At 60.7% G+C, this 24,301-nt stretch carries 21 protein-coding genes and 2 pseudogenes; 15 read left to right on the top strand and 8 right to left on the bottom strand.

The genetic code is table 11. The features are described 5' to 3' along the window. Positions 1 to 205: 205 nt before the first annotated feature. Together NKH43_RS03370 and NKH43_RS03365 are read right to left on the bottom strand one after the other, a co-directional pair. The gene (locus tag NKH43_RS03370; RefSeq protein ID WP_352856595.1) at positions 206 to 481 is read right to left on the bottom strand and encodes a hypothetical protein; all 276 of its coding nucleotides are present in this window, start codon (positions 479 to 481) and stop codon (positions 206 to 208) included. Positions 482 to 680: 199 nt separating this feature from the next. Then, on the bottom strand, positions 681 to 1,496 hold the full coding sequence (locus tag NKH43_RS03365; RefSeq protein WP_352856593.1) for a helix-turn-helix transcriptional regulator: 816 nt from the start codon (positions 1,494 to 1,496) through the stop codon (positions 681 to 683). Between the two features lie 148 nt (positions 1,497 to 1,644). On the opposite strand from NKH43_RS03365, the gene NKH43_RS03360 reads away from it, so the two are divergent. Both NKH43_RS03360 and NKH43_RS03355 read left to right on the top strand, forming a co-directional pair. Continuing rightward, the gene (locus NKH43_RS03360) at positions 1,645 to 2,703 is read left to right on the top strand and encodes a sugar phosphate isomerase/epimerase family protein (RefSeq protein WP_352856591.1); all 1,059 of its coding nucleotides are present in this window, start codon (positions 1,645 to 1,647) and stop codon (positions 2,701 to 2,703) included. Positions 2,704 to 2,712: 9 nt separating this feature from the next. After that, positions 2,713 to 3,594 carry an alpha/beta fold hydrolase gene (locus tag NKH43_RS03355; RefSeq protein WP_352856589.1) on the top strand — a complete coding sequence of 294 codons (882 nt, stop codon included), beginning with the start codon at positions 2,713 to 2,715 and terminating at the stop codon, positions 3,592 to 3,594. Positions 3,595 to 3,708: 114 nt separating this feature from the next. Here the strand turns inward: NKH43_RS03355 and NKH43_RS03350 are convergent. Both NKH43_RS03350 and NKH43_RS03345 read right to left on the bottom strand, forming a co-directional pair. Then, a pseudogene (locus NKH43_RS03350) lies at positions 3,709 to 3,911 on the bottom strand (FAD-dependent oxidoreductase); the annotation flags it as partial. Between the two features lie 61 nt (positions 3,912 to 3,972). After that, complete coding sequence (locus tag NKH43_RS03345; RefSeq protein ID WP_352815128.1) at positions 3,973 to 4,785, bottom strand: class I SAM-dependent methyltransferase; 813 nt, start codon at positions 4,783 to 4,785, stop codon at positions 3,973 to 3,975. 143 nt (positions 4,786 to 4,928) lie between these two features. Here NKH43_RS03345 and NKH43_RS03340 point away from each other — a divergent pair, with 143 nt between their 5' ends. From NKH43_RS03340 to NKH43_RS03330, 3 genes are read left to right on the top strand one after another with little or no spacing between them, the layout of a single operon-like run. Next, entirely contained in the window at positions 4,929 to 6,038 is a 1,110-nt protein-coding gene (locus NKH43_RS03340; RefSeq protein WP_352856588.1) for an ABC transporter substrate-binding protein, read from the top strand. Next, positions 6,028 to 7,107, top strand: a complete 1,080-nt coding sequence (locus NKH43_RS03335) for a FecCD family ABC transporter permease (protein ID WP_352856586.1) — start codon at positions 6,028 to 6,030, stop codon at positions 7,105 to 7,107. Before NKH43_RS03340 ends, NKH43_RS03335 begins: the two co-directional genes overlap by 11 nt. Next, positions 7,101 to 7,940 (top strand): ABC transporter ATP-binding protein, encoded by an 840-nt coding sequence (locus tag NKH43_RS03330; RefSeq protein ID WP_352856585.1) that lies wholly within the window; start codon positions 7,101 to 7,103, stop codon positions 7,938 to 7,940. Before NKH43_RS03335 ends, NKH43_RS03330 begins: the two co-directional genes overlap by 7 nt. Positions 7,941 to 8,028: 88 nt before the next feature. Here the strand turns inward: NKH43_RS03330 and NKH43_RS03325 are convergent, their stop codons facing one another. Continuing rightward, complete coding sequence (locus tag NKH43_RS03325; protein ID WP_023718606.1) at positions 8,029 to 8,907, bottom strand: GNAT family N-acetyltransferase; 879 nt, start codon at positions 8,905 to 8,907, stop codon at positions 8,029 to 8,031. Positions 8,908 to 9,145: 238 nt separating this feature from the next. On the opposite strand from NKH43_RS03325, the gene argE reads away from it, so the two are divergent. The 5 genes and pseudogenes from argE (at position 9,146) to NKH43_RS03300 (ending at position 14,292) form a co-directional block, all read left to right on the top strand. After that, entirely contained in the window at positions 9,146 to 10,270 is a 1,125-nt protein-coding gene (gene argE / locus NKH43_RS03320) for an acetylornithine deacetylase (RefSeq protein ID WP_352856583.1), read from the top strand. A gap of 17 nt (positions 10,271 to 10,287) precedes the next feature. After that, positions 10,288 to 11,210: pseudogene (locus tag NKH43_RS03315) on the top strand (2-hydroxyacid dehydrogenase). 14 nt (positions 11,211 to 11,224) lie between these two features. After that, the gene (locus NKH43_RS03310) at positions 11,225 to 11,581 is read left to right on the top strand and encodes a cupin domain-containing protein (protein WP_023718603.1); all 357 of its coding nucleotides are present in this window, start codon (positions 11,225 to 11,227) and stop codon (positions 11,579 to 11,581) included. 173 nt (positions 11,582 to 11,754) lie between these two features. Continuing rightward, positions 11,755 to 12,798: a tartrate dehydrogenase gene (locus NKH43_RS03305; protein WP_352856581.1), complete on the top strand. Its 1,044-nt coding sequence runs from the start codon at positions 11,755 to 11,757 to the stop codon at positions 12,796 to 12,798. Positions 12,799 to 12,816: 18 nt separating this feature from the next. Continuing rightward, the gene (locus NKH43_RS03300; protein ID WP_352856579.1) at positions 12,817 to 14,292 is read left to right on the top strand and encodes an NAD-dependent succinate-semialdehyde dehydrogenase; all 1,476 of its coding nucleotides are present in this window, start codon (positions 12,817 to 12,819) and stop codon (positions 14,290 to 14,292) included. Positions 14,293 to 14,414: 122 nt separating this feature from the next. Here NKH43_RS03300 and NKH43_RS03295 read toward each other — a convergent pair whose 3' ends face one another. Next, a complete protein-coding gene (locus tag NKH43_RS03295; RefSeq protein ID WP_352856577.1) occupies positions 14,415 to 15,140 on the bottom strand; it encodes a haloacid dehalogenase type II in 726 nt (241 codons plus the stop codon). Between the two features lie 323 nt (positions 15,141 to 15,463). Here NKH43_RS03295 and NKH43_RS03290 point away from each other — a divergent pair, with 323 nt between their 5' ends. Next, positions 15,464 to 15,700, top strand: coding sequence for a hypothetical protein (locus NKH43_RS03290; RefSeq protein WP_352856575.1), 237 nt, complete (start codon positions 15,464 to 15,466; stop codon positions 15,698 to 15,700). A 96-nt stretch (positions 15,701 to 15,796) separates the two neighbouring features. Beyond that, positions 15,797 to 17,173, top strand: a complete 1,377-nt coding sequence (locus NKH43_RS03285; RefSeq protein WP_352856573.1) for an aspartate aminotransferase family protein — start codon at positions 15,797 to 15,799, stop codon at positions 17,171 to 17,173. Positions 17,174 to 17,499: 326 nt separating this feature from the next. Here NKH43_RS03285 and NKH43_RS03280 read toward each other — a convergent pair whose 3' ends face one another. Together NKH43_RS03280 and NKH43_RS03275 are read right to left on the bottom strand one after the other, a co-directional pair. Continuing rightward, the gene (locus NKH43_RS03280) at positions 17,500 to 17,976 is read right to left on the bottom strand and encodes an Lrp/AsnC family transcriptional regulator (RefSeq protein WP_023718597.1); all 477 of its coding nucleotides are present in this window, start codon (positions 17,974 to 17,976) and stop codon (positions 17,500 to 17,502) included. A 10-nt stretch (positions 17,977 to 17,986) separates the two neighbouring features. Continuing rightward, positions 17,987 to 19,060 carry a tartrate dehydrogenase gene (locus NKH43_RS03275; protein WP_352856571.1) on the bottom strand — a complete coding sequence of 358 codons (1,074 nt, stop codon included), beginning with the start codon at positions 19,058 to 19,060 and terminating at the stop codon, positions 17,987 to 17,989. 846 nt (positions 19,061 to 19,906) lie between these two features. On the opposite strand from NKH43_RS03275, the gene NKH43_RS03270 reads away from it, so the two are divergent. The 3 genes from NKH43_RS03270 (at position 19,907) to NKH43_RS03260 (ending at position 24,294) form a co-directional block, all read left to right on the top strand. Beyond that, positions 19,907 to 21,571: an ABC transporter ATP-binding protein gene (locus tag NKH43_RS03270; RefSeq protein ID WP_023718595.1), complete on the top strand. Its 1,665-nt coding sequence runs from the start codon at positions 19,907 to 19,909 to the stop codon at positions 21,569 to 21,571. Positions 21,572 to 21,594: 23 nt separating this feature from the next. Then, positions 21,595 to 23,265: a peptide ABC transporter substrate-binding protein gene (locus NKH43_RS03265; protein ID WP_352856569.1), complete on the top strand. Its 1,671-nt coding sequence runs from the start codon at positions 21,595 to 21,597 to the stop codon at positions 23,263 to 23,265. Positions 23,266 to 23,343: 78 nt separating this feature from the next. Next, entirely contained in the window at positions 23,344 to 24,294 is a 951-nt protein-coding gene (locus tag NKH43_RS03260; protein WP_023718593.1) for an ABC transporter permease, read from the top strand. The last annotated feature ends 7 nt before the right edge of the window (positions 24,295 to 24,301 follow it).

Genomic DNA, 24,301 nt, shown 5'->3' with positions numbered 1-24,301 from the left:
GGCTTGGTGGACTGAGGCACTTCTGAGTGGGACAACAACATTGAAAAACATTGGAAAAGATTTGAATGCTCTGAAGTCCCACTGATCTCTTACCAATTGATTTTTATGGCTTTCTGAATACCCTCCGGGCCCACCAAAGTCCATAATGGTGCCGACACGCTCGTCGTCGCGCCAGATCACCTCATTGCCGATCAGAATTGGCGCGCTATCGGCGCCGCCAAGAGAGAACTGAAGTAGGCGCGAGCGCGGCGCCTTGCCTCGCTGGGGCCTCCACGATATGGCGCCCTATGAAATCGTCTGGCTTGCTCCAACCGACAGCCAAGCCCAGGCCGGCCTCGATCGGGGTGTCCTCGGCGCTGATATCGATGCCCATAAGACGATAACCGCGCTCCAAGCGGCATGCGGCGACGGCATGAAGGCCGGCATAGCGGAGAGCGAATTGGTCGCCTGCCGATACGAGCAAGTCGTGCAGTAGCCGCACATCTCACATGGCCCTATACGTGGATTCCCCTCTGCGAGAGGCAGGGTCTCGGGATCCAATACGGCAATGCGCTCCAGCGAGGGCAGCGCCAGAGCCGTCCCCGCGATGTCCTGGACAATTCCTCCCAGATCGCGAATTCGCCCTTCCCGATCCAGCAGTCCGGGACGTTCGGCGCCGGCAGGCCCGTAGCGAAGCAGTTTCATGCATGTGTCTCGATTGTCACTCGTTTCTTACTGGAAATCGCTTGCCGCATTGCGCGGCGGTACTGCTTCGGCGCTACGCCGGTTTGCTGGCGGAAGAATCGTGAAAAATTCCCTTGGGCATCGAAGCCCAGATCGCCGGCTAGCCGGGTGAGGTTCGTTCCTTGCTGTCTCATGATCGAAATAGCGTGCTCGATGCGCAAGGTGTTCCAGTACGTACCTGGTGTGAGATCCATGTGGTCGCGGAACATCGAAAAGAAACGGGCCCGCGACATCCCGGCGTGGCGAGCGATCTCGTTAAGCGAATGCTCGCGGGCGATATCGGCCTGCATCAAGCGGATGGCCTTTGACAGGCGAAAATCGAGCGGGGGCCTTCCGTCGGCACTGTCTCGTCCGCCCTTCGCGGCGCCAAGCAAGCCGAGCAGCAGTGCTTCCATACCGCCGGCGAGGTCGCGCCCAATCCCGGCGGCAAGGGCCTGGCTTGTCCGGTCGAGCTTCAGTTCGACCGTCGTAAAACGGCTCGTCGGATCGGCCCCAGCGAGAATGGTCCCCAGCCAGCGCCGGTCAAGATAGAATGACAGCGTCTTAGCGCGGCCTCCCTGAGGTAGCGAGACGCTATGAGATACAAACGGCGCGATGAGCGTAGCCCAATCTTGATCGAACCCGCCGCGTTTCGACGCTACACTTAGCTCGACCGGGTCCCCTTCGAGCCAGACGCTGAGATTGGCCATCGAGTGCGCGTGCTCGGCTAGCGGATCCGAAAGCTCCAATACGCTCACATGGCCGAACGAGCCGTAGTGAAGCTCATAGATCAAGGACACGGCTTCCTCCCAAGGCGTGACCGATTGCTTCGCAATCAATCTATTCGTCTATTCTTGAGCGAGCGACCAATAATAGGATTGACTCGGCAGCGCAAGTGATTGTTTATCGATCGACAAACAAAGTGCACGAGGAGACCATGATATGAACACGATGAAGGGGCCTGGCCTGATGCTCGCCCAATTCAGTGCCGATGCCGCACCATTCAACAGCCTCGAGGGCATTGCCGACTGGTGCGCCAATCTCGGCTTCAAGGGTGTCCAAATACCGGCTTGGGATCGGAGGCTGTTCGACGTGGAAAAGGCGGCGGAAAGCCAGGCCTATTGCGACGACATCAAGGGTATGCTCGCTGAGCGTGGCATCGTCATCACGGAACTCGCGACCCATCTTTTTGGGCAACTCGTCGCCGTGCACCCGGCCTATGACGCGATGTGCGACGGCTTTGCCCCAGAAGCTCTGCGCGGGAAGCCCAACGAGCGAAGCGCGTGGGCCGTGCAGCAGGTGAACCTAGCGGCAAGGGCTTCGAGGAGGCTCGGGCTTAGCGCGATGGGAACATTCTCGGGAGCGCTACTGTGGCCCTATTTTTTCCCTTTTCCTCAGCGTCCGGAAGGGATCGTAGACATTGCATTCGAAGAATTGGCGAAGCGATGGTTGCCAATCCTGGACGCTTGCGAGGAATCAGGCATCGACCTCTGCTACGAAATTCACCCGAGCGAAGACCTGCATGACGGCGAAACCTTCGAAATGTTCCTCGAAAAGGTCGGAGGCCATCGGCGCTGCAACATCCTCTACGATCCGAGCCACCTGCTGCTGCAACAACTGAAATACCTGGACTACATCGACATTTACCACGAGCGCATCCGGATGTTTCACGTCAAGGACGCGGAGTTCAATCCCACCGGTCGACAAGGCGTCTACGGCGGATATCGGGGCTGGACTGACCGGGCGGGCCGCTTCCGCTCGCTGGGAGATGGCCAGGTCGCGTTCCGACCGATCTTCTCAAAACTCGCGCAATACGGGTTCGAAGGCTGGGCGGTTCTGGAATGGGAATGCTGCCTGAAGAATCAGGAAGATGGAGCTGCCGAAGGTGCTGCGTTCATCCGTGACCACATCATCAGGGTCACCGACGAGGTCTTCGACGACTTCGCCGGAACGGGTGCCGATCGGGATGCCAATCGCCGGATGCTCGGGCTGGGCGTGTAGGAGGAAGTCATGCAACGCACAACTGTAGAGAACGACTCTGAGGCCGGCTTCGTTCACGGCTACAGCGAGGTCGGCGACGTTCGCCTGCACCATGTCTCGGTCGGCGATGGACTGCCGGTCCTGCTCATCCCCGGCTGGCCCCAGACCTGGTATGTCTGGCGGCATGTCATGAAAGGCCTCGCCGAGGCGGGTTTCAAGGCTATCGCGGTCGATCCCCGCGGCATCGGGCAGTCGAGCCGGCCGGCTCGAGGATATGATACCGCGACCGCAGCGGCGGATCTGCACCGCTTGATGCGTTTGCTCGGATATGCGCGGTTTCAGGTCGTTGGCCACGACATCGGCAAGTGGATCGGTTACGCGCTCGCAGCCGATTTCCCGGATGCGGTGGAGCGCGTCGCTCTCATGGATGCGAGCATTCCGGGGATCGCTCCAAATGCCGAAATCTTCGGCCCTGTCGAGAAACTCAAGTTCCGCTGGCATTTCATGTTCAACCAGCTCTCTGACCTCCCAGAGATGCTGATCCAGGGTCGCGAGGCGCAATACCTCACCTGGATGTTCGAACAGTGGTCGGTTCAGCGCGAGGCGGTCGCAGTTGACACCTACATCGCCGCCTATTCAAGCCCGGGCGCCCTCAGGGCGGGCTTTTCATACTATCGAGCTATCCCGGAAACGATCGCCCAGAACACGGAGCGCCGGAAAACTCGACTGAAGATGCCGGTTCTGGCGATGGGCGGGGAGTTTTCCGCCGGCGACGGATCGCGCGCGATCCTCGTCGACGTGACTGAACAACTGCGCGGCGTCGTCTTGAAAGGTAGTGGCCACATCGTTCCGGAAGAGGCGCCGGAAGCCGTGCTTCGCGATCTTGTTCCATTCCTTGCGGGTACCGACTGAAATCTTGGGAATCCCTTTGGAGTCCCTTGAGGCCGGTCAAGAGCGAGAGGTGCCGATACGATGAATCCTTCTGTTGGCGGTGTCGGTCGGCCATATTGGGGCCTCTCGATGGAATCAAGTTAGCATGTCCTTTAGCCGATAATAGGTGCCTACATCGGCAGGAACCACGGCCTGCCGGTATGCAGCGGGACTGCATTCCAGTGCATGCCATCGATTGGATTGGTATCCGTGCGGCCCATTGCAATGTCTGCTAAAACACTTCCGATCAGCGTCGATAATTGCGCGCCATGCTCCGAATAGCCCATGCCGTAGATCAGGCGGCACCGAGTAGCTGGGGGCTGGCGCCACCGGCCTCCGGAGCACGATGCCCGATGCTGGTCAGCATGTCGGCGAACCCATGCGCAAGGCCGGCTTCGTCACGCAGATCGCGTAGCGATGTTGCATCGACCGTTCCAGGACCTTGAGGAAGTTCATGTGCCGCGCCTGCGCGCGATGAATCGCGCCGAGCCGGGTGTCGACCACAGGTATTTCGAAGCCAGCCTCGACGAGAAGCGCGCAGACCTCGTCCGCTTTGGCGCCGTGCGAAAAGTGGAGCCGTGACAGGATGCTGCGATGGCGGCCCACCATCGCCTGATCCACTCCGTGGACTGGCCCGACTGTCCGGCCAACAGCCCTTTCCAGGACTTGTCGCAGAGGGGTTACCCAGGTCCTACTGACGAAATCACCATCAATGATCAGCAGCCGTCCGCCAGGCTTAAGCAGCGAGAACCATTCGGCGAACGCCGCTCGCGGATCCACCAACGTCCAGACGAGATGACGGGTGACGAGGACGTCGTAGCTTTCTCCTTTTTCAAGGGTGCGCTCGGCGTCGCCGATCAGAAACCGGATGCCGCTTTCCCTCTGCGTCGCCTTTGCACGCGCGCGGGCAAGCATGGCCTCTGACCAATCGAGCCCGGTCACGGCATAACCCAGGTCGTGCATGAGATGGGATACAACCCCGGTGCCGCAAGCGAGGTCGAGCGCGCGACGCCCATCCCCGGGGCCCAAGTGCTTGAGCATCAGCCTGTGCCAGGCCATGCGTTCCCGCTGTGAGAAGATTTCATGCCCCACCGAAAGGTCGAATGTTTCGGCGCGCGTCGACCAATAGTCGCGTATCTCGTCCCGCAGCGAATAATTGGGCTCGCCCGCCATTCCAGACCCCTTGTCGTCGTACCAGTCTGGAATTGCTCTAAAAGATATTTCTTGAGAATTGAAGTCATCTTTTATAAGGCACCTCTGGCTAATCCACTTCAAGAGAGGGCGCGATGAATTTCGGAAAGGTCCCAGCAGGGACAATGGCGGCCGCTATCGTCGCCCTGTCGATGACGCTGGCCGCCAGGGCCGAAATGGTTGCAGTGATTGACATCACGGGCCGCCAGGTCGAGGTGAACATCCCGGTCGAGAGGGTAATCCTAGGTGAGGGCCGGCAGGTCTATCTCGTCGCGGCGCTCGACACCGAGGACCCGTTCAAGCGCATCGCTGGCTGGCGCGAGGATTTTAGTCAAGCGGATCCGGACAACTACGCCGCCTATCTCGAAAAATTCCCCAGGATGGCGGAGATCCCCACCTTCGGCGGTTTCAAGGACGGCACTTTCGACGTCGAGCAGGCGGTGTCGCTCAAGCCCGACGTCATCCTGATGAACATCGAGTCGAAGCAGGCCACGGAAGACGCCAAATATATCGAGAAGCTCGCCGCCGCCGGCATTCCGTTGGTCTATGTCGATTTCCGCGAGCGTCCCTTTACCAACACCGAACCCAGCATGCGCCTGTTCGGCAAGCTGTTCGGCAAGGAGGAGCGCGCCGAGGAATTCATCACCTGGCGCGCCGCCGAGATCGCGCGCGTTACCGACTTCATCGAGAAGGCCAAGCCGGAAAGGCCCAAGGTCTTCATCGAACGCGCCGGCGGCTATTCGGACGATTGCTGCATGAGCTTCGGCGACGACAATTTCGGCAAGTTCGTCGAGATGGCGGGCGGCGACAACATCGCCAATGACATCATCCCCGGCACGTTCGGCACACTCAATCCCGAACAGATCATCGCCTCCGACCCGGATCAGATCATCGTCACCGGCGGCTCGTGGGAAGCCTATGTGCCGGGCGGTGCCTGGGTCGGCGTCGGCCCCGGCCGTGATGAGGCAGAGGCGCTGCGCAAGCTGAAGGCGCTGACCGAGCGGCCGGCGCTGACCGGCGTGAAGGCCGTCGAGGACGGCGCCGTGCATGCCATCTGGCATCAGTTCTACAACAGCCCCTATCAGTTCGTCGCCATCCAGCAGATGGCGAAGTGGCTGCATCCGGATCTTTTCGCCGATCTCGATCCCGAGGCGACCTTCAGGGAGTTGCACGAGAAATTCCTGCCCGTCGCATACAGGCCCGGCCACTGGGTCTCGCTGACCGATGTCGATTGAATCGACGGCCATCAGCACCGCGCTCGCCAGCACCGATGGACGAGGGCGTTACCGCGCTCTCGTCTGGCGGCGGCAGTTGATCCTTGCCGGCCTCGGCGCTGCCCTGCTCTTCAGCCTGTGCGTCGACCTTGCGGTCGGTCCCGCCCGCTACGGACTTGCCGAGGTCGTGCGGGCGCTTGTGTTTCCCGACACGGTGCCGCAGCAGGTGCGCGTGGTGCTCTGGGACATCCGCATGCCGGTAGCCCTGATGGCCATCGTCGTCGGGGCGGCGCTCGCCGTGGCCGGCGCACAGATGCAGACCATCCTCAACAACCCGCTGGCGAGCCCCTTCACGGTCGGCATATCCGCCGCCGCGAGCTTCGGCGCCGCGCTTGCACTTGCCTTCGGGGTGAGGCTTATCCCCGCCGCAGTCGAATATGTAGTGCCGATCAACGCCTTTGTGATGGCGATGCTGGCGGCCTTCCTCATTCACGTGCTGAGCGTAAAGCGCGGCGTCAGCGCGGAGACCATCGTGCTGCTCGGCATCGCGCTGGTTTTCACCTTCAATGCGCTGCTCGCGCTCGTCCAGTTTTTCGCGTCGGCGGAAGCGCTGGCGGCGGTCGTCTTCTGGACAATGGGCAGCTTCACCAACGCCACCTGGCCCAAGCTTGCAGTCACCACATTCATTCTCCTCGCAGTCTTACCCATTTTCGCCCGGCGCACCTGGGCGCTGACGGCGTTGAGGCTTGGTGAGGACAAGGCGGCCAGCTTCGGCGTCAAGGTCGGCCGCCTGCGGCTTGAGACGCTGATTCTGGTGAGCCTTCTCGCCGCCATCCCCGTTGCCTTCGTCGGCACCATAGGCTTTATCGGACTTGTGGGCCCGCACATCGCGCGCATGGTCATCGGCGAGGACCAACGCTTCTTCCTGCCCGCCTCGGCCCTGTCGGGTGCGCTCATCCTGTCGGCCAGTTCGGTCGTCAGCAAGTCGCTTATCCCGGGGACGGTCTTCCCGATCGGCATCGTCACCTCACTCATTGGCATCCCGTTCTTCATCTCGCTCATCCTGTCTAGCACGAGGCGCTCATGGTGACGATCCGGCTCGAGGCGCTCGGCGCGCGCTACGGCACGAGCCTCCGGCTTCGGGATGTGACGACGCCAGCGTTCGAGGGCGGAGACATCGTGGCGGTGATCGGTCCGAATGCCGCCGGGAAGTCGACGCTCTTCAGGCGCATCGCCGGCCTCCTGCACGGACCGGGAGCAATGCATGTCGAGGGGGCCATTCGCGGGAAGAGCGGCATCTGCTACATGCCACAGGAAACGTCCGCCAACGCGGTGCTCACCGTCTATGAGTCAGTGTTGCTCGCCCGCAAGCAGGGTATGGGCTGGTCTGTGAGCGACGATGATCTGGCTCGCATCGACGAGACCCTGGCGGCGCTCGGCATCGCCGATATCGCTTTCCGCAACATCGGCGAGCTTTCCGGCGGCCAGCGGCAACTCGCCAGCCTGGCACAAACGCTTGTGCGCGAGCCGGAGATCCTGCTGATGGACGAACCGACATCAGCACTCGATCTGTCGCGGCAGGTGGAAGTGCTCGGTCTCATGCGGGAACTTGCTCAGGCGCGAGGCATGGTCGTGCTGATCGCCCTGCACGACCTCAATCACGCCCTGCGCTTCAGCGATCAGACAATGGTCATCGCGGACGGCCGGCTGGTCGCATGCGGGTCATCGCCGGACGTCATCACATCCGATCTGCTGCGGGACATTTATCACCTCAACGCGCGCATCGAGCCGTGCTCGCGCGGCATCGGCCACGTCATCGTGGATGGCGTGGCGGATGGGCGTCGGACGCTCATAATGCCGGCAGCGGAAACCGAATCCGGGATTAGGGGCAGATTCGAAGCGGCAGCCGTTCCGGCCGCGTGACGGCAACCGCATTATGCCGGTTGATCGACGCGCGCACTGATCGACCTGATCCTCTGGCCGCTGGTTGAAGGCGACAGTGTGCTTGCATTCAACTCAAGGCGTGGCCGGCCAATCCATAGACCCAAGGCCCATTGTCTTCCCGGTTCAGAAAGCGGTGCCCTTTGGACATGGTCGTAACGGTCTCGGCGATGCCGAGGCCGCACTGCTGGAGAAACGCGGCAAACACGCCATCCTTCTCGCGCGTATCGACGCGGGCGAACCGTCCTGCCAGTTCCTTCAGATGCACGGCTGTGAGATGGACCGCGTCTAGATCGTTGCGCGCGACCATGGGGCCGATCACGTGGCCACGCCCGAACTCGCGACACATGGAATAGCCGACGATCTCGCCGCCACGGCTCAAAGTGCAGATTGAGGCATCGGCCGCGAGCAACGCGAGCAGCCTCTCGCGGTTTGTCCCAAACGCGCGCGTATCCAACGCCGTGATCTCCTTCAGCCTGTCGCTCGATAGCGCCTGCAATTGACCGTCCAGGGCCGGCATTGTTGGGGGTGTCTGTGGGACCTCCCCCTGGCGCATGTATACGATCGCCTCGGTCGTGAAACCGAGTGAGACATAAAGAGGATAGGCAGCATGGGTAGCATTGAGTGCCAAGTTGCGATCGCCGCATTGCTCGAGCACCAAGTCCATGAGCCATCGGCCGCCTCCTTGCGCTTGCGTGCGCGGCGTTGTGATCACTACGCCGATGGTGGCGAAATCGTCCCCGTGGGGAAACCACATCGCGCTCCCGAAAACGCGTCCAATACCATCAACGGCAACAATGCCGCGGCCGGCGCGGCGCAGAAAGTCCCAATCCTTCGGCCGATGAGGCCAGCGGACTGAGATCGACAGCGCGTGCAGTAGCTTGACGTCGACATCATCAATGTCCCGCGCGACCAGTTCGAAGGATTTCAGGCGTACTGATCTCTGCATCTCAGTCGATCCGGTCCTTCAACGAATGCGCAAGGCACGCGGTGCTAAGGCTCCGATTGCCATGTTTGCGACAGGCCTCTTTTGCAGCATCTTTACAGGGGAAAGCCAGCAGGTTTCGCTGGTTTGAGGTGCTTTTTCGCAATCTTCGGCCAAAGCACGGCGCGATTCGGCAGGGAACACTTCTCCATACGGGTAGGCTGGTCGCGACCGGTGATAGTGTGCAAGCAGAGCGACCGCCATGAACGTGGAAGAAATCCTCGCGACTCTGGTTGCTTTTCCCTCTGTTGTGGGCACGCCAAACAGCGCGATCGTCGATTGGATCCGCGACTACTGTCAGGCGGCAGGAGCCGAGGTGACAGTTCTCCCCGGACCCGAGGGTGACCGGTTCAACCTCTTCGTCACGATCGGCCCGCGCCAGGCTCGGGGCTATATCATCTCTGGACATATGGATGTCGTGCCGGCCGGCGAGCCGGAATGGAGCTCGGATCCGTTTGTCCTGCGCCGCGAGGGCGGCAGGCTTTACGGCCGCGGCACCACCGACATGAAGGGCTTTCTCGCCTGCGCATTGGCCGTGCTTCCCGAACTTTTGGCGATGAATCTGCGACAGCCAGTTCATCTCGCGTTCTCCTATGACGAAGAGGCGGGTTGCCGTGGCGTGCCGCACCTCTTAGCGGCGTTGCCGAGCTTATGCGAGAAGCCGCTTGGCGCGATTATCGGCGAGCCGAGCCGGATGCAGCCTGTGCGCGCGCACAAGGGGAAGGCGGCCGCACGGCTCGAGGTGATCGGGCGATCCGGCCATTCGTCACGCCCCGATCTCGGACTCAATGCGGTGCACGCCATGGCCGGTGTCATCACGCACGTCGTGGCCTATGGCCAATCCCTCGCCGACGGGCCGTTCGATGATAATTTCGAGCCCCCATATTCTTCCTTGCAGGTGGGCGTCATCGCCGGTGGACAAGCCGTCAACATCATCCCCGACCGTTGCACCGCTGACGTCGAGGTGCGTGCCGTGCCCGGCGTTTCTCCATCCTCCCTGCTTGAGCCGATCAAGGCCCGGCTTTTCGATCTGCGCGACAGTGGCTTTGATGTGGCGTGGCACGAGTTGAGTTCCTATCCCGCCCTTGCGCCCGCGAATGGGAGGGATCTAGCGGCCGTTATGACGGAGCTGACGGGGCAGGAGCCGCTGACAGCCGTCAGCTTCGGTACGGAGGCCGGGCTTTATCAGCAGGCCGGAATCGATGCGGTCATTTGCGGCCCCGGCGATATCGGCCGTGCCCATCGTGCCGACGAATATATCGAGATCGGTGAACTCGCCGCTTGCCGGAAGATGATCGAGGGGCTCGGCGCGCTTCTTGCGGCCTGAAGGAAGGGGCGGTCACCATGGCGTTTCTTTTCAATTCCGATGCCGCGCGTGCCGCGGTCTTCCGCGAGATATTTGCGCGCCAGATCCCGGATCTGGAATTCCTCCATTCCGGCGATGAAATGGAGCCAGAGAAGGTGCGCTATCTCATTACCTGGACGGTGCCGGACGAGATTTCGCGCTACCGCAATCTGGAAGTGCTGTTTTCCACCGGCGCGGGCGTCGACCAGTTCAAGCAGGACGTGGTGCCAAGCCATGTGAAGCTGGTGCGCATGGTCGAGGATGGCATCATACGCATGATGCAGGAATACGTCGCGCTCGGCGTGTTGGCGCTCCACCGGCAGATGCCCGCCTATCTCGAGCAGCAGAAAAGGTGCCTCTGGCAACCGATTGCCGGTCGACAGGCGGCCGAACGCCGGGTTGGCTTCCTCGGCCTTGGCATGCTGGCCCGCGCGGCTATCGAGCGCTTGAAGCCGTTCCAGTTTCCGCTTGCCGGGTGGAGCCGCAGCGAAAAGCGGATAGAGGCGTCGCCTGTTTTCACGGCAGGGACCAACTCGCGGGCTTTCTGAAGCAAACGGATATTCTCGTCTGCCTGCTCCCGCTCACGGAACAAACGCACGGCATGCTCGATGCAGAGTTCTTCGACTTACTGCCCGTCGGGGCGCAGCTGCTGCATGTCGGCAGAGGTCCGCAACTAGACCAGGCCGCGCTGATCAACGCGCTCGACATCGGTCATGTATCTGCGGCGATGCTTGATGTCACTGATCCAGAACCGCTCCCGGAAGACCATCCGCTCTGGTCGCATCCGAAGGTGATGATAACGCCGCATATCGCCTCGGTGACGCAACCGCATTCGGCGGCACAATGCGTCGTGGACAATATCCGGCGCCACCGCGCCGGAGAAGAACTGATCGGCCTCGTCGATCGGACACTCGGCTACTAACCAGGAAACATCACATGTCACTTCTGATCACGATCGACACAGTTCCAGACTTCGCGCCGAAGGAGGCATTACCGGCTCCGGAGCGGCTCATTTCCGGCACTCCATCCTTCAAGACCTGGGCGCAGGATGCCTCGAAAGGTGAGAAAGTTCTGACCGGCGTCTGGGAAGCGACGCCCGGCGAGACGCATTCGATCAAGGGAACTATCTACGAGTTCTGCCACATCGTTTCGGGTCTCGTCGAAATCGAGGAGAAGGGCGGTGAGACCAAGACCTACCGCGCCGGCGACAGTTTCGTGATGAAGCCGGGTTTCGTCGGCGTCTGGCGCACGATCGAGACCGTACGCAAGATCTACGTCAGCGTTTATGACTGAGTTCAGTGCTCAAGGTCCGGCCGAATAGAGCGCGCGGAGGTTCCAGAACAATCGGCTTTCCAAGTTCCGCCTGACGCGATTCGACGCCGTCGGGCGGCTCATCCTCGACCGAAAATGCGGCGGGCGATCCACTATTGTTCCGATGACGCTAGTGCGAACGAGGACCTCCATCAATGAAGACCTACAAGATAGCGCTCATCCCCGGCGACGGCATCGGCAAGAACGTGACGCAGGCGGCATGGCAGGTGCTGCAGGCGGCGGCTAAGCGGGGCGGTTTCGCCCTTGCTGACACAAGATTCCCATGGTCGTGCGCCTACTACCTGGAGACCGGTGCAATGATGCCGTCAGACGGCATCGAGACACTTCGAAACTTCGATGCGATCTATCTCGGCGCTGTGGGCTGGTCCGCAGAAGTGCCCGACTCAGTATCGCTTCACGGATTGCTCCTGCCGATCCGCAAAGGGTTCACGCAGTACGCCAACATACGACCGCACCGGCTGTTGCCGGGCGTTCAGGGGCCCCTCCGCTCCGATGGTTTCGACATCCTGTGCATCCGCGAGAATACGGAAGGCGAATATTCCGGCGCCGGCGGGCGCGTCCATTCCGGCACAGCCAATGAGGTCGCGATTGAGACAGCAATCTTCACGCGTGCGGGTGTCGAACGGATCATGCGTTTCGGTTTCGAACAGGCGCGGGCGCGCCGCAAGAAGCTGGCATCTGTCACCAAATCCAACGCGCAGAAACATTCCATGGTTTTCTGGGATGAGGTCACGCGCGAGATAGCGAAAGACTATTCCGATGTAGAGGTCTCGCACTACCACATCGACGCCATGGCTGCCCGCATGGTGCTGGCGCCGGAAAGCCTCGACGTAATCGTCGCCTCGAACCTGTTTGGCGACATCCTCACTGATATTGGAGCGGCCATCCAGGGCGGGCTGGGTTATGCCGCCTCTGCCAATATCAATCCCGATCGCAGCGCGCCTTCCATGTTCGAGCCGGTCCATGGTTCGGCGCCCGACATCGCGCATCTCGGCGTCGCCAATCCGATCGCCGCGATCTGGTCCGGTGCGATGATGCTCGGGCATCTGGGTGAGGGGCAGGCTGCGGCAGAAGTGATGTCGGCGATCGAGTCCGCAACCGCGCGGGGGATTGGCACGATCGCAGGCAAGGACAGGACTGAAACAATCACGCAGGCCGTGCTGGCAGGATTAACCTGAAAGGGCAGAGGAAAGACCATGAATGCGATGACGAAGATTGGTATGTTCAACGATTCCGACCTTTTCCGCCAGCAGGCGCTGATTGGCGGTGTCTGGTGGGATGCGGAAACGAAGGGCGTGGTCGAAGTCATTGACCCTGCCAGCCAAAGTGTTCTCGGCACCGTTCCCGAAATGGCGGAGAACGAGACGAGAGCCGCAATCGACGCTGCGGCTGAGGCCTTCAAAGGCTGGAAGAAAAGGACCCATGCCGAGCGTGCAGGATTTCTGGAGCGCTGGCACGACCTCATCCGCCAGCACGAACAGGATCTCGCGCTCCTGCTGACGCTGGAACAAGGCAAGCCGCTTGCCGAGGCGTTGGCGGAAATCCGCTACGGCGCATCTTTTGTGAAATGGTTTGCGGAGGAGGCGCGCCGGATCGGTGGCTCGACCATTCCGTCACCCACGGCCGATCGCCGCATTCTGGTGCTGAAAGAACCCGTCGGCGTCTGCGCCATCATCACGCCGTGGAATTTCCCCAACGCGATGATCACGCGCAAAGTAGCACCGGCGCTGGCCGCAGGTTGCACGGTTGTCATCAAGCCGTCGGAATTTACGCCATTCTCGGCGCTGGCGCTCGGCGTCCTGGCGGACCGAGCCGGCATCCCGGCAGGCGTTATCAACATCGTAACCGGCATGCCGGCGGAGATCGGCAAAGAGCTGATGGCCAACGAAACCGTCCGCAAGATCTCGTTCACCGGTTCGACCCGCGTCGGTGCGCTGCTCATGCGTGGCGCGGCCGATAGCATCAAGCGGCTGAGCCTGGAGCTTGGCGGCAACGCGCCCTTCATCGTCTTTGACGACGCCGATCTGGATAAGGCAATTGAAGGGGTGATCGCATCCAAGTTCCGCAATGGCGGTCAAACCTGCGTTTGCGCGAACCGGATTCTCGTGCAGGAAGGCGTTTACGCCGCTTTCGCCGAAAAGCTGAGCCAGCGCGTCACGCGGATGAGGGTTGGCGCAGGGACCGACGAGGGCACTGAGATCGGCCCGATGATCAACGCGGCCGCGATCGACAAGATCGAGCGTCACATCGCGGATGCACAGGCGAAAGGTGCGCAGATCATCGCCCAGAGCGAGACGGTGCCGGAGGGCAAGCAATATGCACGGCCCGTCGTGCTGGGAGAGGCTACTACCGAGATGCTCCTGGCATCGGAAGAGACGTTCGGTCCGGTGGCGCCGCTTTTTCGCTTCGAGACGGAGGAAGAGGCCATCGCCATCGCGAACGGTACGCCGTTCGGCCTTGCCGCCTACTTCTACACCGACAACCTCCAACGGTCATGGCGTGTTGCCGAGGCGCTGGAGTTCGGTATGGTCGGGCTCAACACAGGCATGATCTCGACCGAGGTTGCGCCTTTCGGCGGTGTCAAGCAGTCAGGAGTGGGGCGCGAAGGATCGCAGCTCGGCATCGAGGAATATCTCGAGGTCAAGACGCTTCATGTTGGCGGGCTTAACTAGTTATCTTGCAAGCAGGTGGAAACACTTGCAGCCCCTAAAGCGTTGGAACAACAAAGAAAGGGGCGGTGAAAACCGCCCCTTTCTCTATTGCGACCAGTGATTATTAACGTTTTGGGAGCACCTCAGTCTGGCGCGACTGCGCCAGCAAACAGACGTTCAGGCGAATTCCCGAACGGGCGCTCCAGTCCGACGGCGCCGGCCAGACCGCCGATATCCTTGATTTCGGTATATTCGTAGAAGGGGTTTGCAGGCTCGTGGCCGCGGTTCACCCAGACCTTGCTCTTGATACCGAGATCATAGGCGGTCATGAGATCATAGCGAAATGAGGACGACACGTGCGTAATGTCCTCCGGGCCGCAGCCGAGCTTCTCGAACATATATTCGAAGCCCTTCATCAAAGGCTTGTAGGCGCCGGTCTCCTCGGCCGTGATGACCATGTGGAACGGTGCGCCGAGTTTTTCCACGTTCGACATGATCAGGCTCTTCATGGAGTTCGATAGGATCACCAGCGGGATTTCCTTGGCGACCTTGGCCAGGCCCGCCGGGACATCCGGGTGCGGACCCCATGTCGGCACTTCCGCATAGATGCGCTGGGCATCCTCGGGCCGGAATGCGACGCCGTTGCGTTTGCAGGTCCGTTCCACAGAATTGTGCACGACCTCGCTGTACGGCTTCCAGGCGCCAAGAACCTCATCGAGGCGATAGGCCGAGAAATCCCTGATGAACTGCGCCATCCCAGCTGGGGAGAGCTGCGCGCCGTATACGCGTCTCGCCGCGCCGGCCATGTCGAAGTTGGTCAGTGTACCGTAGCAGTCGAAGGTGATGTATTTCGGTCTGAACTGGGTCATGAGCGTCGATCCTTCCAATCCTGTCGGCACAGCGTGCCTTTAACAGCAAGGATCATAGTGAGAACCGAGAAGACTAGTCGCCGCATTCGATGTGCCCTGAAGCAGATTGTTTTGTATTGCGTGAGAGCTTTGGCAGAGAGTTGCGCCTGAGTTCGTTTTCGAGCTTCGGCGGGAGCGCGACCTTTCAGCCGTGCGTCGGCATAAGATACGGCGCCAGCGGCAAAGGAAAGTCAAAACGCCTATCGCTCAGGTTCTGGTCGGGAGGAACTGCTGTCCGCGGCAGCCTATCTTGGGCCTACGAGAATTCAGGCCCGGAATGAACCATGACCGCGCAGCAGATCACGCTGGAAACGATGACAATGGCGCATCTGAGCGGTGCTGTCGAACTGTCGCGGCAGGTTGGTGGGCCGGTGGTGGCGAGAAGCAATTCCGAAGCACCGAACCTGATCTACTTCCTGCTGGCCGACAGTGCGGGCGAGTTTGTCCGTATCGACACCGAATCTACAGATCTCGGCGAATGGCTCACCCGTCCTGCCTGGCTCACGTCGTCGCTGGCATAATGATGCGACGAACCGCAGATGAGCTGAAGGACGAAACCACACCACACCGGACTTATGCTCTCGTCAGTCAGGCACTACGCTGAATCGGAGGAAGAAATGCTGGCAAACTCACTGATCGAACTCGATCGCGCACATCTGGTTCACCCGTTTTCATGCTATCGGAGCCACGAGGAGACGGGCGTGCGGGTGCTCAAATCCGCCAAGGGCGCAACAGTAACCGATGCAAGCGGGAAAACCCTGCTGGACGGATTCGCCGGTCTATGGTGTGTAAACATCGGATACGGCCAGGAAAGCGTCGTTGAAGCAGCCGCAAAGCAGCTAAGAGAGCTTCCCTATGCGACGGGATATTTCGGGCTGGGATCCGAGCCTGCCATTCGCCTTGCTGCCAGGCTTGCCGAACTGGCGCCCGGCGATTTGAACCATGTCTATTTCACGCTTGGCGGCTCCGACGCGATAGACAGTACGATCCGCTTCATTCGCTATTACTACCATGCCACGGGTACGCCGCAAAAGGACCAGTTCATCTCGGTCGAGTATGGCTACCATGGATCCTCGACGGCGGGGTCAGGTCTGACCGCGATCCCGGCTTTCCATGCGGGTTTCGGCGTGCCATACGACTGGCAGCACAAAATTCCTTCGCACTACGCCTATCGCAATCCGGTCGGTTCCGACCCGCAGGCGATCATCGACGCATCGGTCGCGGCCCTGCGGGCCAAAATCGCGGAACTCGGCGCGGGCCGCGTTGCGGCCTTCTACGCCGAACCCATCCAGGGTTCGGGCGGTGTCCTCGTTCCACCGACGGGTTGGCTGAAGGCTCTGCACGCCGTGTGCAAGGAACACGACATTCTGTTCGTTGCCGACGAAGTTATCACTGCCTTTGGCCGTACCGGCCCCCTCTTCGCCTGCGAGGAAGACGAGGTCGTGCCGGATTTGATGACCACGGCGAAGGGACTGACCTCGGGCTACGTGCCGATGGGCGCCGTCTTCATGTCGGACCACATCTACAATACCATCGCAGACGGAGCCGGCAAAGCGGCTGTCGGTCATGGCTATACTTATTCAGCCCATCCCGTGAGCGCGGCAGTCGGGCTCGAATGCCTGCGTCTCTATGAAGACAGCTTGCTCGAGAACGGGCGCAAGGCCGGGAAGCGCCTGATGGACGGCGTTCGCTCGCTCACCAACCACCCGCTGGTTGGCGACATCCGCGGTCGCGGCATGCTGGCAGCAATTGAGTTGGTCACGGACAAGGAGCGCAAAACGCCGCTGCCGGCGGCGGCCGATCCGGGGCGCCGCATCTTCGAGCGCGCGTGGGCGAACGGCCTTGTCATCCGCTCCTTCAACAGCGGCATCCTCGGCTTTGCGCCGCCGCTCTGCTGCACCGAGGACGATATTGATGGAATCCTCGAACGTACCCGAATGACGCTGGATCAAACCCTCGAAGACAAGGACGTTCGGTCAGCGATGAAGGGATGATCATTGCCATCGCCGAAGCGACCTCGGTCACTGCGGTAGACGCCTAATGCATGTCGCGCAAAAGTGTGCAGCGGTTTTGCGATAACGACATGCATCAAAACAAGAACCTAAAGAAAACAAGAACCTAAAGCGCGTCGCACGAGGCCGGTCGAACGCGACGCGCGTTAGCGGCCCCAAAGCAAATCCTCAGGTGATGCCGCCGTCTGCCAAGTGCAAAGCAATTTGCCGGTATGTGGATTCTCTTGCCGTTGCACAAGCGCAGCGAAAACAGCAACAGGGAGCGCTGGCGCGCGGCTCTCCAGGTCCAAGACTGCGGAGCAGCTTTCTCATTTGTCGAAAATGATGTCGAGAGGCAAATGGGATTTCACGATTGGGGACTTCAGCACGACGAAGCTGAAATATTTGTCGATTCCGATATCCAATTCGATCATGCGCTCCATGATCGTCTGGTACTCGCTGATGCCCGCTGTGACAAACTTCACTAGGTAGTCGTAACCGCCTGAAACCAGATGGCATTCGATGACAGAATCGACTTTCTGAATTGCGGTGAGAAATCTCGCGAAGTCGTTCTGTTGATGGTGCTTGAGCGTGACTTCGGTGAAGATCGTTAGAGTCTGTCCGAGCTTGGACACGTCGATCTGGGCGGAATAGCCGGTGATGAAGCCTTCCGCCTGAAGCTTCTTCACCCGCATCAGGCAAGGGCTCGGCGAAAGGTTGACCAGGTCGGCTAGCTCGACATTCGTGACCCGCCCGTTCTTTTGCAATTGGGATAAGATCTTGATGTCGATCTTGTCGAGCTTCATTGGAAACCTGTCACACGTTCAAACCGCGGATCGTCCGGCAGACGGCGTCCGTCACTTCCTGCGTGGTCGCTGTCCCTCCCACGTCGGGCGTCAGCACCCCTTCACTCGTCGCCGTTTCCACAGCGCTCATCAACCGGACGGCCGCTGCGCTCTCGCCCAGATGTTCGAGCATCTGGGCAGCGGTCCAGAAGGTGGCGACCGGGTTGGCGATACCCTTGCCGGCGATGTCGAATGCCGAGCCGTGAATTGGCTCGAACATCGAGGGATAGCGCCGCTCTGGATCAATGTTGGCGGTCGGTGCAACGCCGAGACTGCCCGCAAGCGCGCCTGCAAGGTCCGACAATATGTCGGCGTGAAGATTGGTGGCGACGATCGTATCTAGGCTCCGAGGTTTCAACGTCATACGCACTGTCATAGCATCGACTAGCATCTTGTCCCACGCGACGTCGGGGAATTCCCGCGCCACCTCGGCTGCGATTTCGTCCCACATTACCATGCCGTGACGCTGCGCGTTGGATTTCGTAACAACAGTCAGGAGCTTTCGCGGCCGTGACTGCGCCAGCCGGAATGCATAGCGCATGATGCGGGTGACGCCGACGCGCGTGAAGATCGCGACCTCGGTTCCGACCTCCTCGGGGAGGCCGCGATGGGCGCGGCCGCCGTGGCCCGAATACTCGCCCTCGGAATTCTCACGCACGATCACCCAATCCAGATCGCCAGGGCCAACGCCCGCCAGCGGCGAAACAATCCCGGGCAATATCCTGGTCGGCCGCACGTTGGCGTACTGATCAAAGCCTTGGCAGATCGGCAGCCGGAGGCCCCAGAGCGTGATGTCGTCGGGCAGATCGGGAGCGCCTACCGCGCCAAAGAAGATGGCGTCGAAGCGCTTCAGTTGCGCCACTCCATCTTCGGGCATCATCCGACCATGGGCCTTGTAATAGTCTGAGCCCCAGTCGAAGTGCTGGACGCGCAGCTTGAAGTCGCCGCAGCGCTGCTGCAGCACCTCAAGCGCCTGGAGACCTGCGGCAATCACCTCCGGGCCGATCCCGTCGGCAGGAATGGCGGCAATCTCATATTCGCGCATCGTTACTTCCCTGTTTTTGGTGCTGGCCGCCTCGTGACCTCAATCTCGTGCGCGACCGATTGTACCTTGGCAAGACGGTCTTCTCAGAATTCAGTGACCTGGCCCCACGCCACGGTCTTCAGGCGCTTCGGTCAACTAGGACGCGGATCGACACTGGTCTCGCTGCCCAAGCGCAGCCTAGCGTATGGGCCTCAGCCGTAAGCCGTGAACTTTGTACGAGGGCGGAACATCCTGCCGTTTGAGGCATGAAAGACGGGCAATTGTTGCGACGAATGACCGGTTGGGTCGCACCTCACCTGCGGAGTCGATCATACACTCATTGCATCGGATCGACCCCGGATGAGTATGAGGGTGACACGGTAATGAAGTTTGCTTCCTACTGGCCCGATACTTCGGTTCCATTGGCGGATCCGTGGCCGATCCGGTCTCGGGGGATTTCGAGGTGGCCGTGATTCACACCGGCAAGCCATGGTTTCCTCCCATGCCTCCCACGGTAGGCACATACTATCGTCTGAAGGATGCGGTCGCGTGACCCGGGCGGCGGAAAACGCGCAGAGTGAAATGCCAAATTTGGCCTCCTTTGCAGAAGTTCCTGCTGCCTGCGTGCTAAGTTTCAACGACTCTGCCGGCCAGAAGGGGTCACACTCATTGTCGACTAAGGTCCGTTACTCCCCGGACATCCGCCAAGAGGCAGGCAGGCTCCGCAGGGCCACGACAGGGAGGCTTGAAAGTGAGCCGGAGAGCTCACGATAGGGAACAGTTTGACCGATTGATCGCCACGAGGCGGAGATCGAAAACGCAATCCGCAGCGGGCTAAAGAGCGCGGCTGAGAAGGGAGAGGTCTCGATGATCGCCAGCATCCAAGCTGTAGCTCCTCATGAAGTTGCGCTTTCGGTGCGCGACCTGACCGTAAGCCTGCCGGCCGGCATGGAGCGGGTCCATGCGGTCGAGAATATCTCGTTTGATCTGAAACGCGGCCAGATCCTCTGCATCATAGGCGAGTCCGGATCGGGTAAGTCGGTCACGGCGAACGCGATCATGGGGCTTCTGCCAAAGGTGATCCGCCTCTCATCGGGTGTCATCCAGCTGGAGGGGATGAACATCATCGGCATGTCGCCAGACAAGCTGCGCAACCTGCGTGGACGGGTCGTGTCGATGATCTTTCAGGATCCGCTCTCAGCGCTCAATCCCCTGATGACGGTGGGCGCGCAGATTGACGAGGTCATGGCCGCGCATGGCTTCGGTACGCCACAAACCTGCCGCAACCGCGCCGTTGAGCTGCTCACTGAAGTGGGCCTACCAGATCCCCAACTCATGTATCACCAGTATCCTTTCCGGCTTTCGGGCGGGCAACGGCAGCGCGTCATGATTGCCATGGCCTTGGCGCTCGAGCCGACGGTGCTGATCGCCGATGAGCCAACCACCGCCCTCGACGTCACCACCCAGGCACAGATCCTGCAACTGATCAGCGACATTCAGCGGCGCAAGGGCATGAGCGTGATGTTCATCACCCATGATTTCGGTGTGGTGGCAGAGATCGCCGACAGCGTCGTGGTGATGGAAAAGGGCCACATCGTCGAACAGGGTAGCGCCGAGCAGGTGTTGAAGTCGCCCAAGCATCCTTATACCCGGCGCCTGATCGCGGCCGTACCGCATTTGACCGGCGAAGATCGCCCTCGTCTGGAGTCGGCCAGCAAGGAGCCGATCCTGAAGGTTGAGGGTCTGGTGAAGACCTATCGTGGTGGCAGCGCGCTGTTCGGCGCGCAGCGGACTGTGACAGCGGTGAACGAGGTCTCGTTCGAACTCGCGCCCGGCCGCACGCTGGGGGTCGTAGGCGAGAGCGGTTCGGGAAAGTCGTCGCTGGGCCGGCTGTTGATCAAACTGCTGGACAGCGACGGCGGCGGGATTTTGTTCGAGGGATCTGACATAGCCAAGCTTTCCGAAGCGAAGTTCCGCCCTCTTCGACCGCGGATCCAGATGATCTTCCAGGATCCCTTCGCGTCGCTGAACCCACGCTCAACGGTTGGCCACATCATGACGGTAGGGCCGGTGGCACACGGGATGCCTTATGCCCAAGCGCGCGAGGAAGCGCGTGCGCTCCTGGCTCATGTCGGTCTCGATGCCGGCGCCTTTGGCCGCTATCCGCACGAGTTCTCGGGTGGGCAACGCCAGCGCATCGGCATCGCTCGTGCGCTGATGTTCAAGCCGAAGCTGCTCATTGCCGACGAGGCGGTCTCCGCACTCGACGTCTCGATCCAGGCGCAGATCCTGCAGCTTCTGGACCAGATCCAGCGCGAGACCGGCGTGTCGATGGTTTTCATCACACACGACCTGCGCGTCGCCAGCCAGATCTGCGACGAAATCGCTGTGATGCAGAAGGGCCGGATCGTCGAGCGCGGACCGCCCTCGCAGATATTCCTGAACCCGCAAGCAGCCTACACGCGCCAACTCGTAGCGGCAATTCCAGGAGAGCGGCCGGGCAATGCCCGTCCAGTTGCAGCAAACGCATAAGAAATAACAAGAGAGGAACTACCATGACCAGAAATTCATCGACTACGTCCAACTACTCGAGGCGCGAAGCGCTGCGACTGATGGCGATAAGTGGGGCTGCAGGCCTCATCGCGCCCAACCTGCTGGGCAAGCCCGCCTTCGCCAAGACCCCTCCTGCGGGCCCGGCCGGTCGCGTCGTCGTCGGCCTCTCGCAAGAGCCGACCGTGTTCAATCCGTTGATGGCGCATATCGAAGTCGATGACGCGGTCCATTTCTCGGTTTTCGACGCGCTGGTCCGCATGGATCCCCAAGGTGGCCTACATCCAAACCTCGCAGCCGAGGTGCCAAGCCAGAAGAATGGCGGCATTTCGGAGGACGGTCTCAACTGGCGCATCCGGTTGCGTGACAATGCCCGCTGGCACGATGGTGAGCCCTTCACGGCCGAGGACGTGAAATTCACCCTTGAGCTCATCACGAACCCGAAGTTTCGCGCTTGGCGCACGAGCGGCCATTCGCTCGTGCAGGACATCACAGTGGTTTCGCCCACCGAGATCACTTGGCGGATGAAGGAGGCTTTTGCGCCCTATCTTTCGTTCTTGGCCGAAACCTTCATCGTGCCCAAGCACATTCTGGAGAAAGAGGCCGATCCGAATACAGCCGCGTTCAACCAGGCGCCAGTCGGCACCGGCGCATTCAAATGGAGCCAGCGCGTCGCGGGCGATCATATCGAGCTCGTCGCCAATCCTGAGTACGCGGGCGAGGGCCCCTATATCGAGCAGCTCATCTTCAAATACATCCCCGATATGACGGTGCTCTACACGCAGTTCAAGAGCGGCGACGTGGACCTGGTCGATCAGTCGTTCATCACCGCCGACCATTATACTGAAGCCCGCGAACTACCAGACCGCGTGGTGACACTGGAGACAGGAGCATCCTTGGAGTCGATCTACCTCAATTTGGGCCGCCCGCAGTTCAAGGAGTTGGCAGTGCGCCAGGCGCTCTACGCCGCGTTGGACAGGAAGGCGATCGTCGACACGATCTATTACGGCGTGGGCACTCTCACCGAGACCTTCATGCCGAAGGAGTCCTATTACTACGACCCGAACCTGCCGGTTCAGGAGTTCAATCTGGACCGGGCGCGCCAAATCCTGGATGAGGCCGGCTGGGCGCCGGGGCCGGATGGAATCCGCGCCAAGGATGGGGTGCGACTGTCCTTCTCCAACTCAACAACTTCTGGCAACAACCTCCGCGAGCAGACGCAGCAGTTCCTGCAGCAGACGTTTGCCGAGATCGGCGTCGAGATGACGATCTCGAATTTGCCGGCTGCAGTCATGTGGGGCGAGTTCTGGCTGAAGTCGCAATTTGACACCGCCATGGTGGGCGTCACCTATCTGATTGCCGCGGACCCCGACGCCACAAACCGGCTCCATACGAAGGCAATCGCCGCTCAAGGCGGACACGGTTCGAACACCGGGCAATATTCCAACCCTGGAGTCGATGCCCTGCTCGAAAAGGGTGCTCGCAGCTTCGATCCGGAAGAACGGCGCGGGATCTATAATCGCGTGCAGGAAGTGGTGCGCCATGATCTGCCCTTCCTGCCGCTGTTCGCGTACACAATCGTCCTTGGGCGCAAGAAAGGGTTGGACGGCTTCGAGCCCAACGCCAACACCCGCACCGCGTCGTGGGATGCCGCGGCCTGGCAGTGGAAGGCCTAATCCGCGCAGTTGCCGCCGCCCGATCCACTGCGGCGGCGGCAACACACTAAGATCATCAACCCACAATGGAGGACTCGGATGCGCGGCTTCCTGCTCAATCGCCTCTCGCAGAGCCTGGTGCTGCTTGTGATCGTCTCGATCATCGGCTTCGGCATTCTGAACCTCCTCCCCGGCGGCCCCCTGGCACAATTCGGACTCGATCCCGGAATGACCCAGCAGGATATCGAGCGCCTCAAGGGGCTGCTGGGCCTTGATCGCCCTATATGGATCCAATATCTGGACTGGGCATGGCGGCTGGTGCGGGGCGACTGGGGTCACTCCTTCCGCGACGGAGCGCCGGTATTGGAGATCATTGGCAGCCATCTGTTCGCCACGCTGCTGCTGATGGGGTCCTCAACCGCGATTGCGATCTCCATTGGCGCCTGGATTGGAATTCGGGGCGCCACGCGCCGCTACTCACTATTCGACTATCTCGCAACCGTTGGCGCCATGGTCGCATTGTCGGTCCCTACCTTCTGGTTCGGCCTCGTAGGCATCTACATCTTTTCCTTGAAGTTAGGCTGGCTGCCCGCGGGCAATATGTCCGAGATCGGCGATAGCTCGATCCTGGGCTATCTCCACCATCTGATCCTGCCAAGTGTCGTATTGTCGCTGGTCCATGTCGCGATCTGGAGCCGCTACATGCGGACGGCGACACTCGACGCCATTAGCCAGGACTTCGTTAAAACGGCTCGGGCCAAGGGGTTGAGTGAACGCCGGATTCTGATGAAGCATGTCGTTGGCAACGCGCTTTTGCCGATGATTACCTTGGCCGGGATGCAGCTTCCCAGCATTCTGACCGGCGCGCTGGTGACCGAAACCGTCTTTACCTGGCCGGGAATGGGACGGTTGTTCCTCGATAGCCTTGGTTACAGCGACTATCCGGTTGTGATGGGGCTACTGATGTTCTCCGCCATCCTCGTTCTGCTTGGAAACCTGATCGCCGACATTGTCGTCGCTATTGTCGATCCGCGCATTCGTCTGGCCTGAGCGCGCA

It is taken from the genome of Mesorhizobium sp. M1163 (genome assembly GCF_040318415.1).
GTDB lineage: Bacteria > Pseudomonadota > Alphaproteobacteria > Rhizobiales > Rhizobiaceae > Mesorhizobium.
The sequence above is the reverse complement of the archived record's forward strand: the minus strand, read 5'-3'. Positions and strand labels throughout refer to the sequence as shown.

Bases quoted from the DNA above. Each gene is read 5' to 3' on its own strand.
- NKH43_RS03360 (WP_352856591.1), top strand. From the start codon at position 1,645: ATGAACACGATGAAGGGGCCTGGCCTGATGCTCGCCCAATTCAGTGCC.
- NKH43_RS03355 (WP_352856589.1), top strand. From the start codon at position 2,713: ATGCAACGCACAACTGTAGAGAACGACTCTGAGGCCGGCTTCGTTCAC.
- NKH43_RS03345 (WP_352815128.1), bottom strand. From the start codon at position 4,785: ATGGCGGGCGAGCCCAATTATTCGCTGCGGGACGAGATACGCGACTAT.
- NKH43_RS03340 (WP_352856588.1), top strand. From the start codon at position 4,929: ATGGCGGCCGCTATCGTCGCCCTGTCGATGACGCTGGCCGCCAGGGCC.
- NKH43_RS03335 (WP_352856586.1), top strand. From the start codon at position 6,028: ATGTCGATTGAATCGACGGCCATCAGCACCGCGCTCGCCAGCACCGAT.
- NKH43_RS03330 (WP_352856585.1), top strand. From the start codon at position 7,101: ATGGTGACGATCCGGCTCGAGGCGCTCGGCGCGCGCTACGGCACGAGC.
- NKH43_RS03325 (WP_023718606.1), bottom strand. From the start codon at position 8,907: ATGCAGAGATCAGTACGCCTGAAATCCTTCGAACTGGTCGCGCGGGAC.
- argE (WP_352856583.1), top strand. From the start codon at position 9,146: ATGAACGTGGAAGAAATCCTCGCGACTCTGGTTGCTTTTCCCTCTGTT.
- NKH43_RS03310 (WP_023718603.1), top strand. From the start codon at position 11,225: ATGTCACTTCTGATCACGATCGACACAGTTCCAGACTTCGCGCCGAAG.
- NKH43_RS03305 (WP_352856581.1), top strand. From the start codon at position 11,755: ATGAAGACCTACAAGATAGCGCTCATCCCCGGCGACGGCATCGGCAAG.
- NKH43_RS03300 (WP_352856579.1), top strand. From the start codon at position 12,817: ATGAATGCGATGACGAAGATTGGTATGTTCAACGATTCCGACCTTTTC.
- NKH43_RS03295 (WP_352856577.1), bottom strand. From the start codon at position 15,140: ATGACCCAGTTCAGACCGAAATACATCACCTTCGACTGCTACGGTACA.
- NKH43_RS03290 (WP_352856575.1), top strand. From the start codon at position 15,464: ATGACCGCGCAGCAGATCACGCTGGAAACGATGACAATGGCGCATCTG.
- NKH43_RS03285 (WP_352856573.1), top strand. From the start codon at position 15,797: ATGCTGGCAAACTCACTGATCGAACTCGATCGCGCACATCTGGTTCAC.
- NKH43_RS03280 (WP_023718597.1), bottom strand. From the start codon at position 17,976: ATGAAGCTCGACAAGATCGACATCAAGATCTTATCCCAATTGCAAAAG.
- NKH43_RS03275 (WP_352856571.1), bottom strand. From the start codon at position 19,060: ATGCGCGAATATGAGATTGCCGCCATTCCTGCCGACGGGATCGGCCCG.
- NKH43_RS03270 (WP_023718595.1), top strand. From the start codon at position 19,907: ATGATCGCCAGCATCCAAGCTGTAGCTCCTCATGAAGTTGCGCTTTCG.
- NKH43_RS03265 (WP_352856569.1), top strand. From the start codon at position 21,595: ATGACCAGAAATTCATCGACTACGTCCAACTACTCGAGGCGCGAAGCG.
- NKH43_RS03260 (WP_023718593.1), top strand. From the start codon at position 23,344: ATGCGCGGCTTCCTGCTCAATCGCCTCTCGCAGAGCCTGGTGCTGCTT.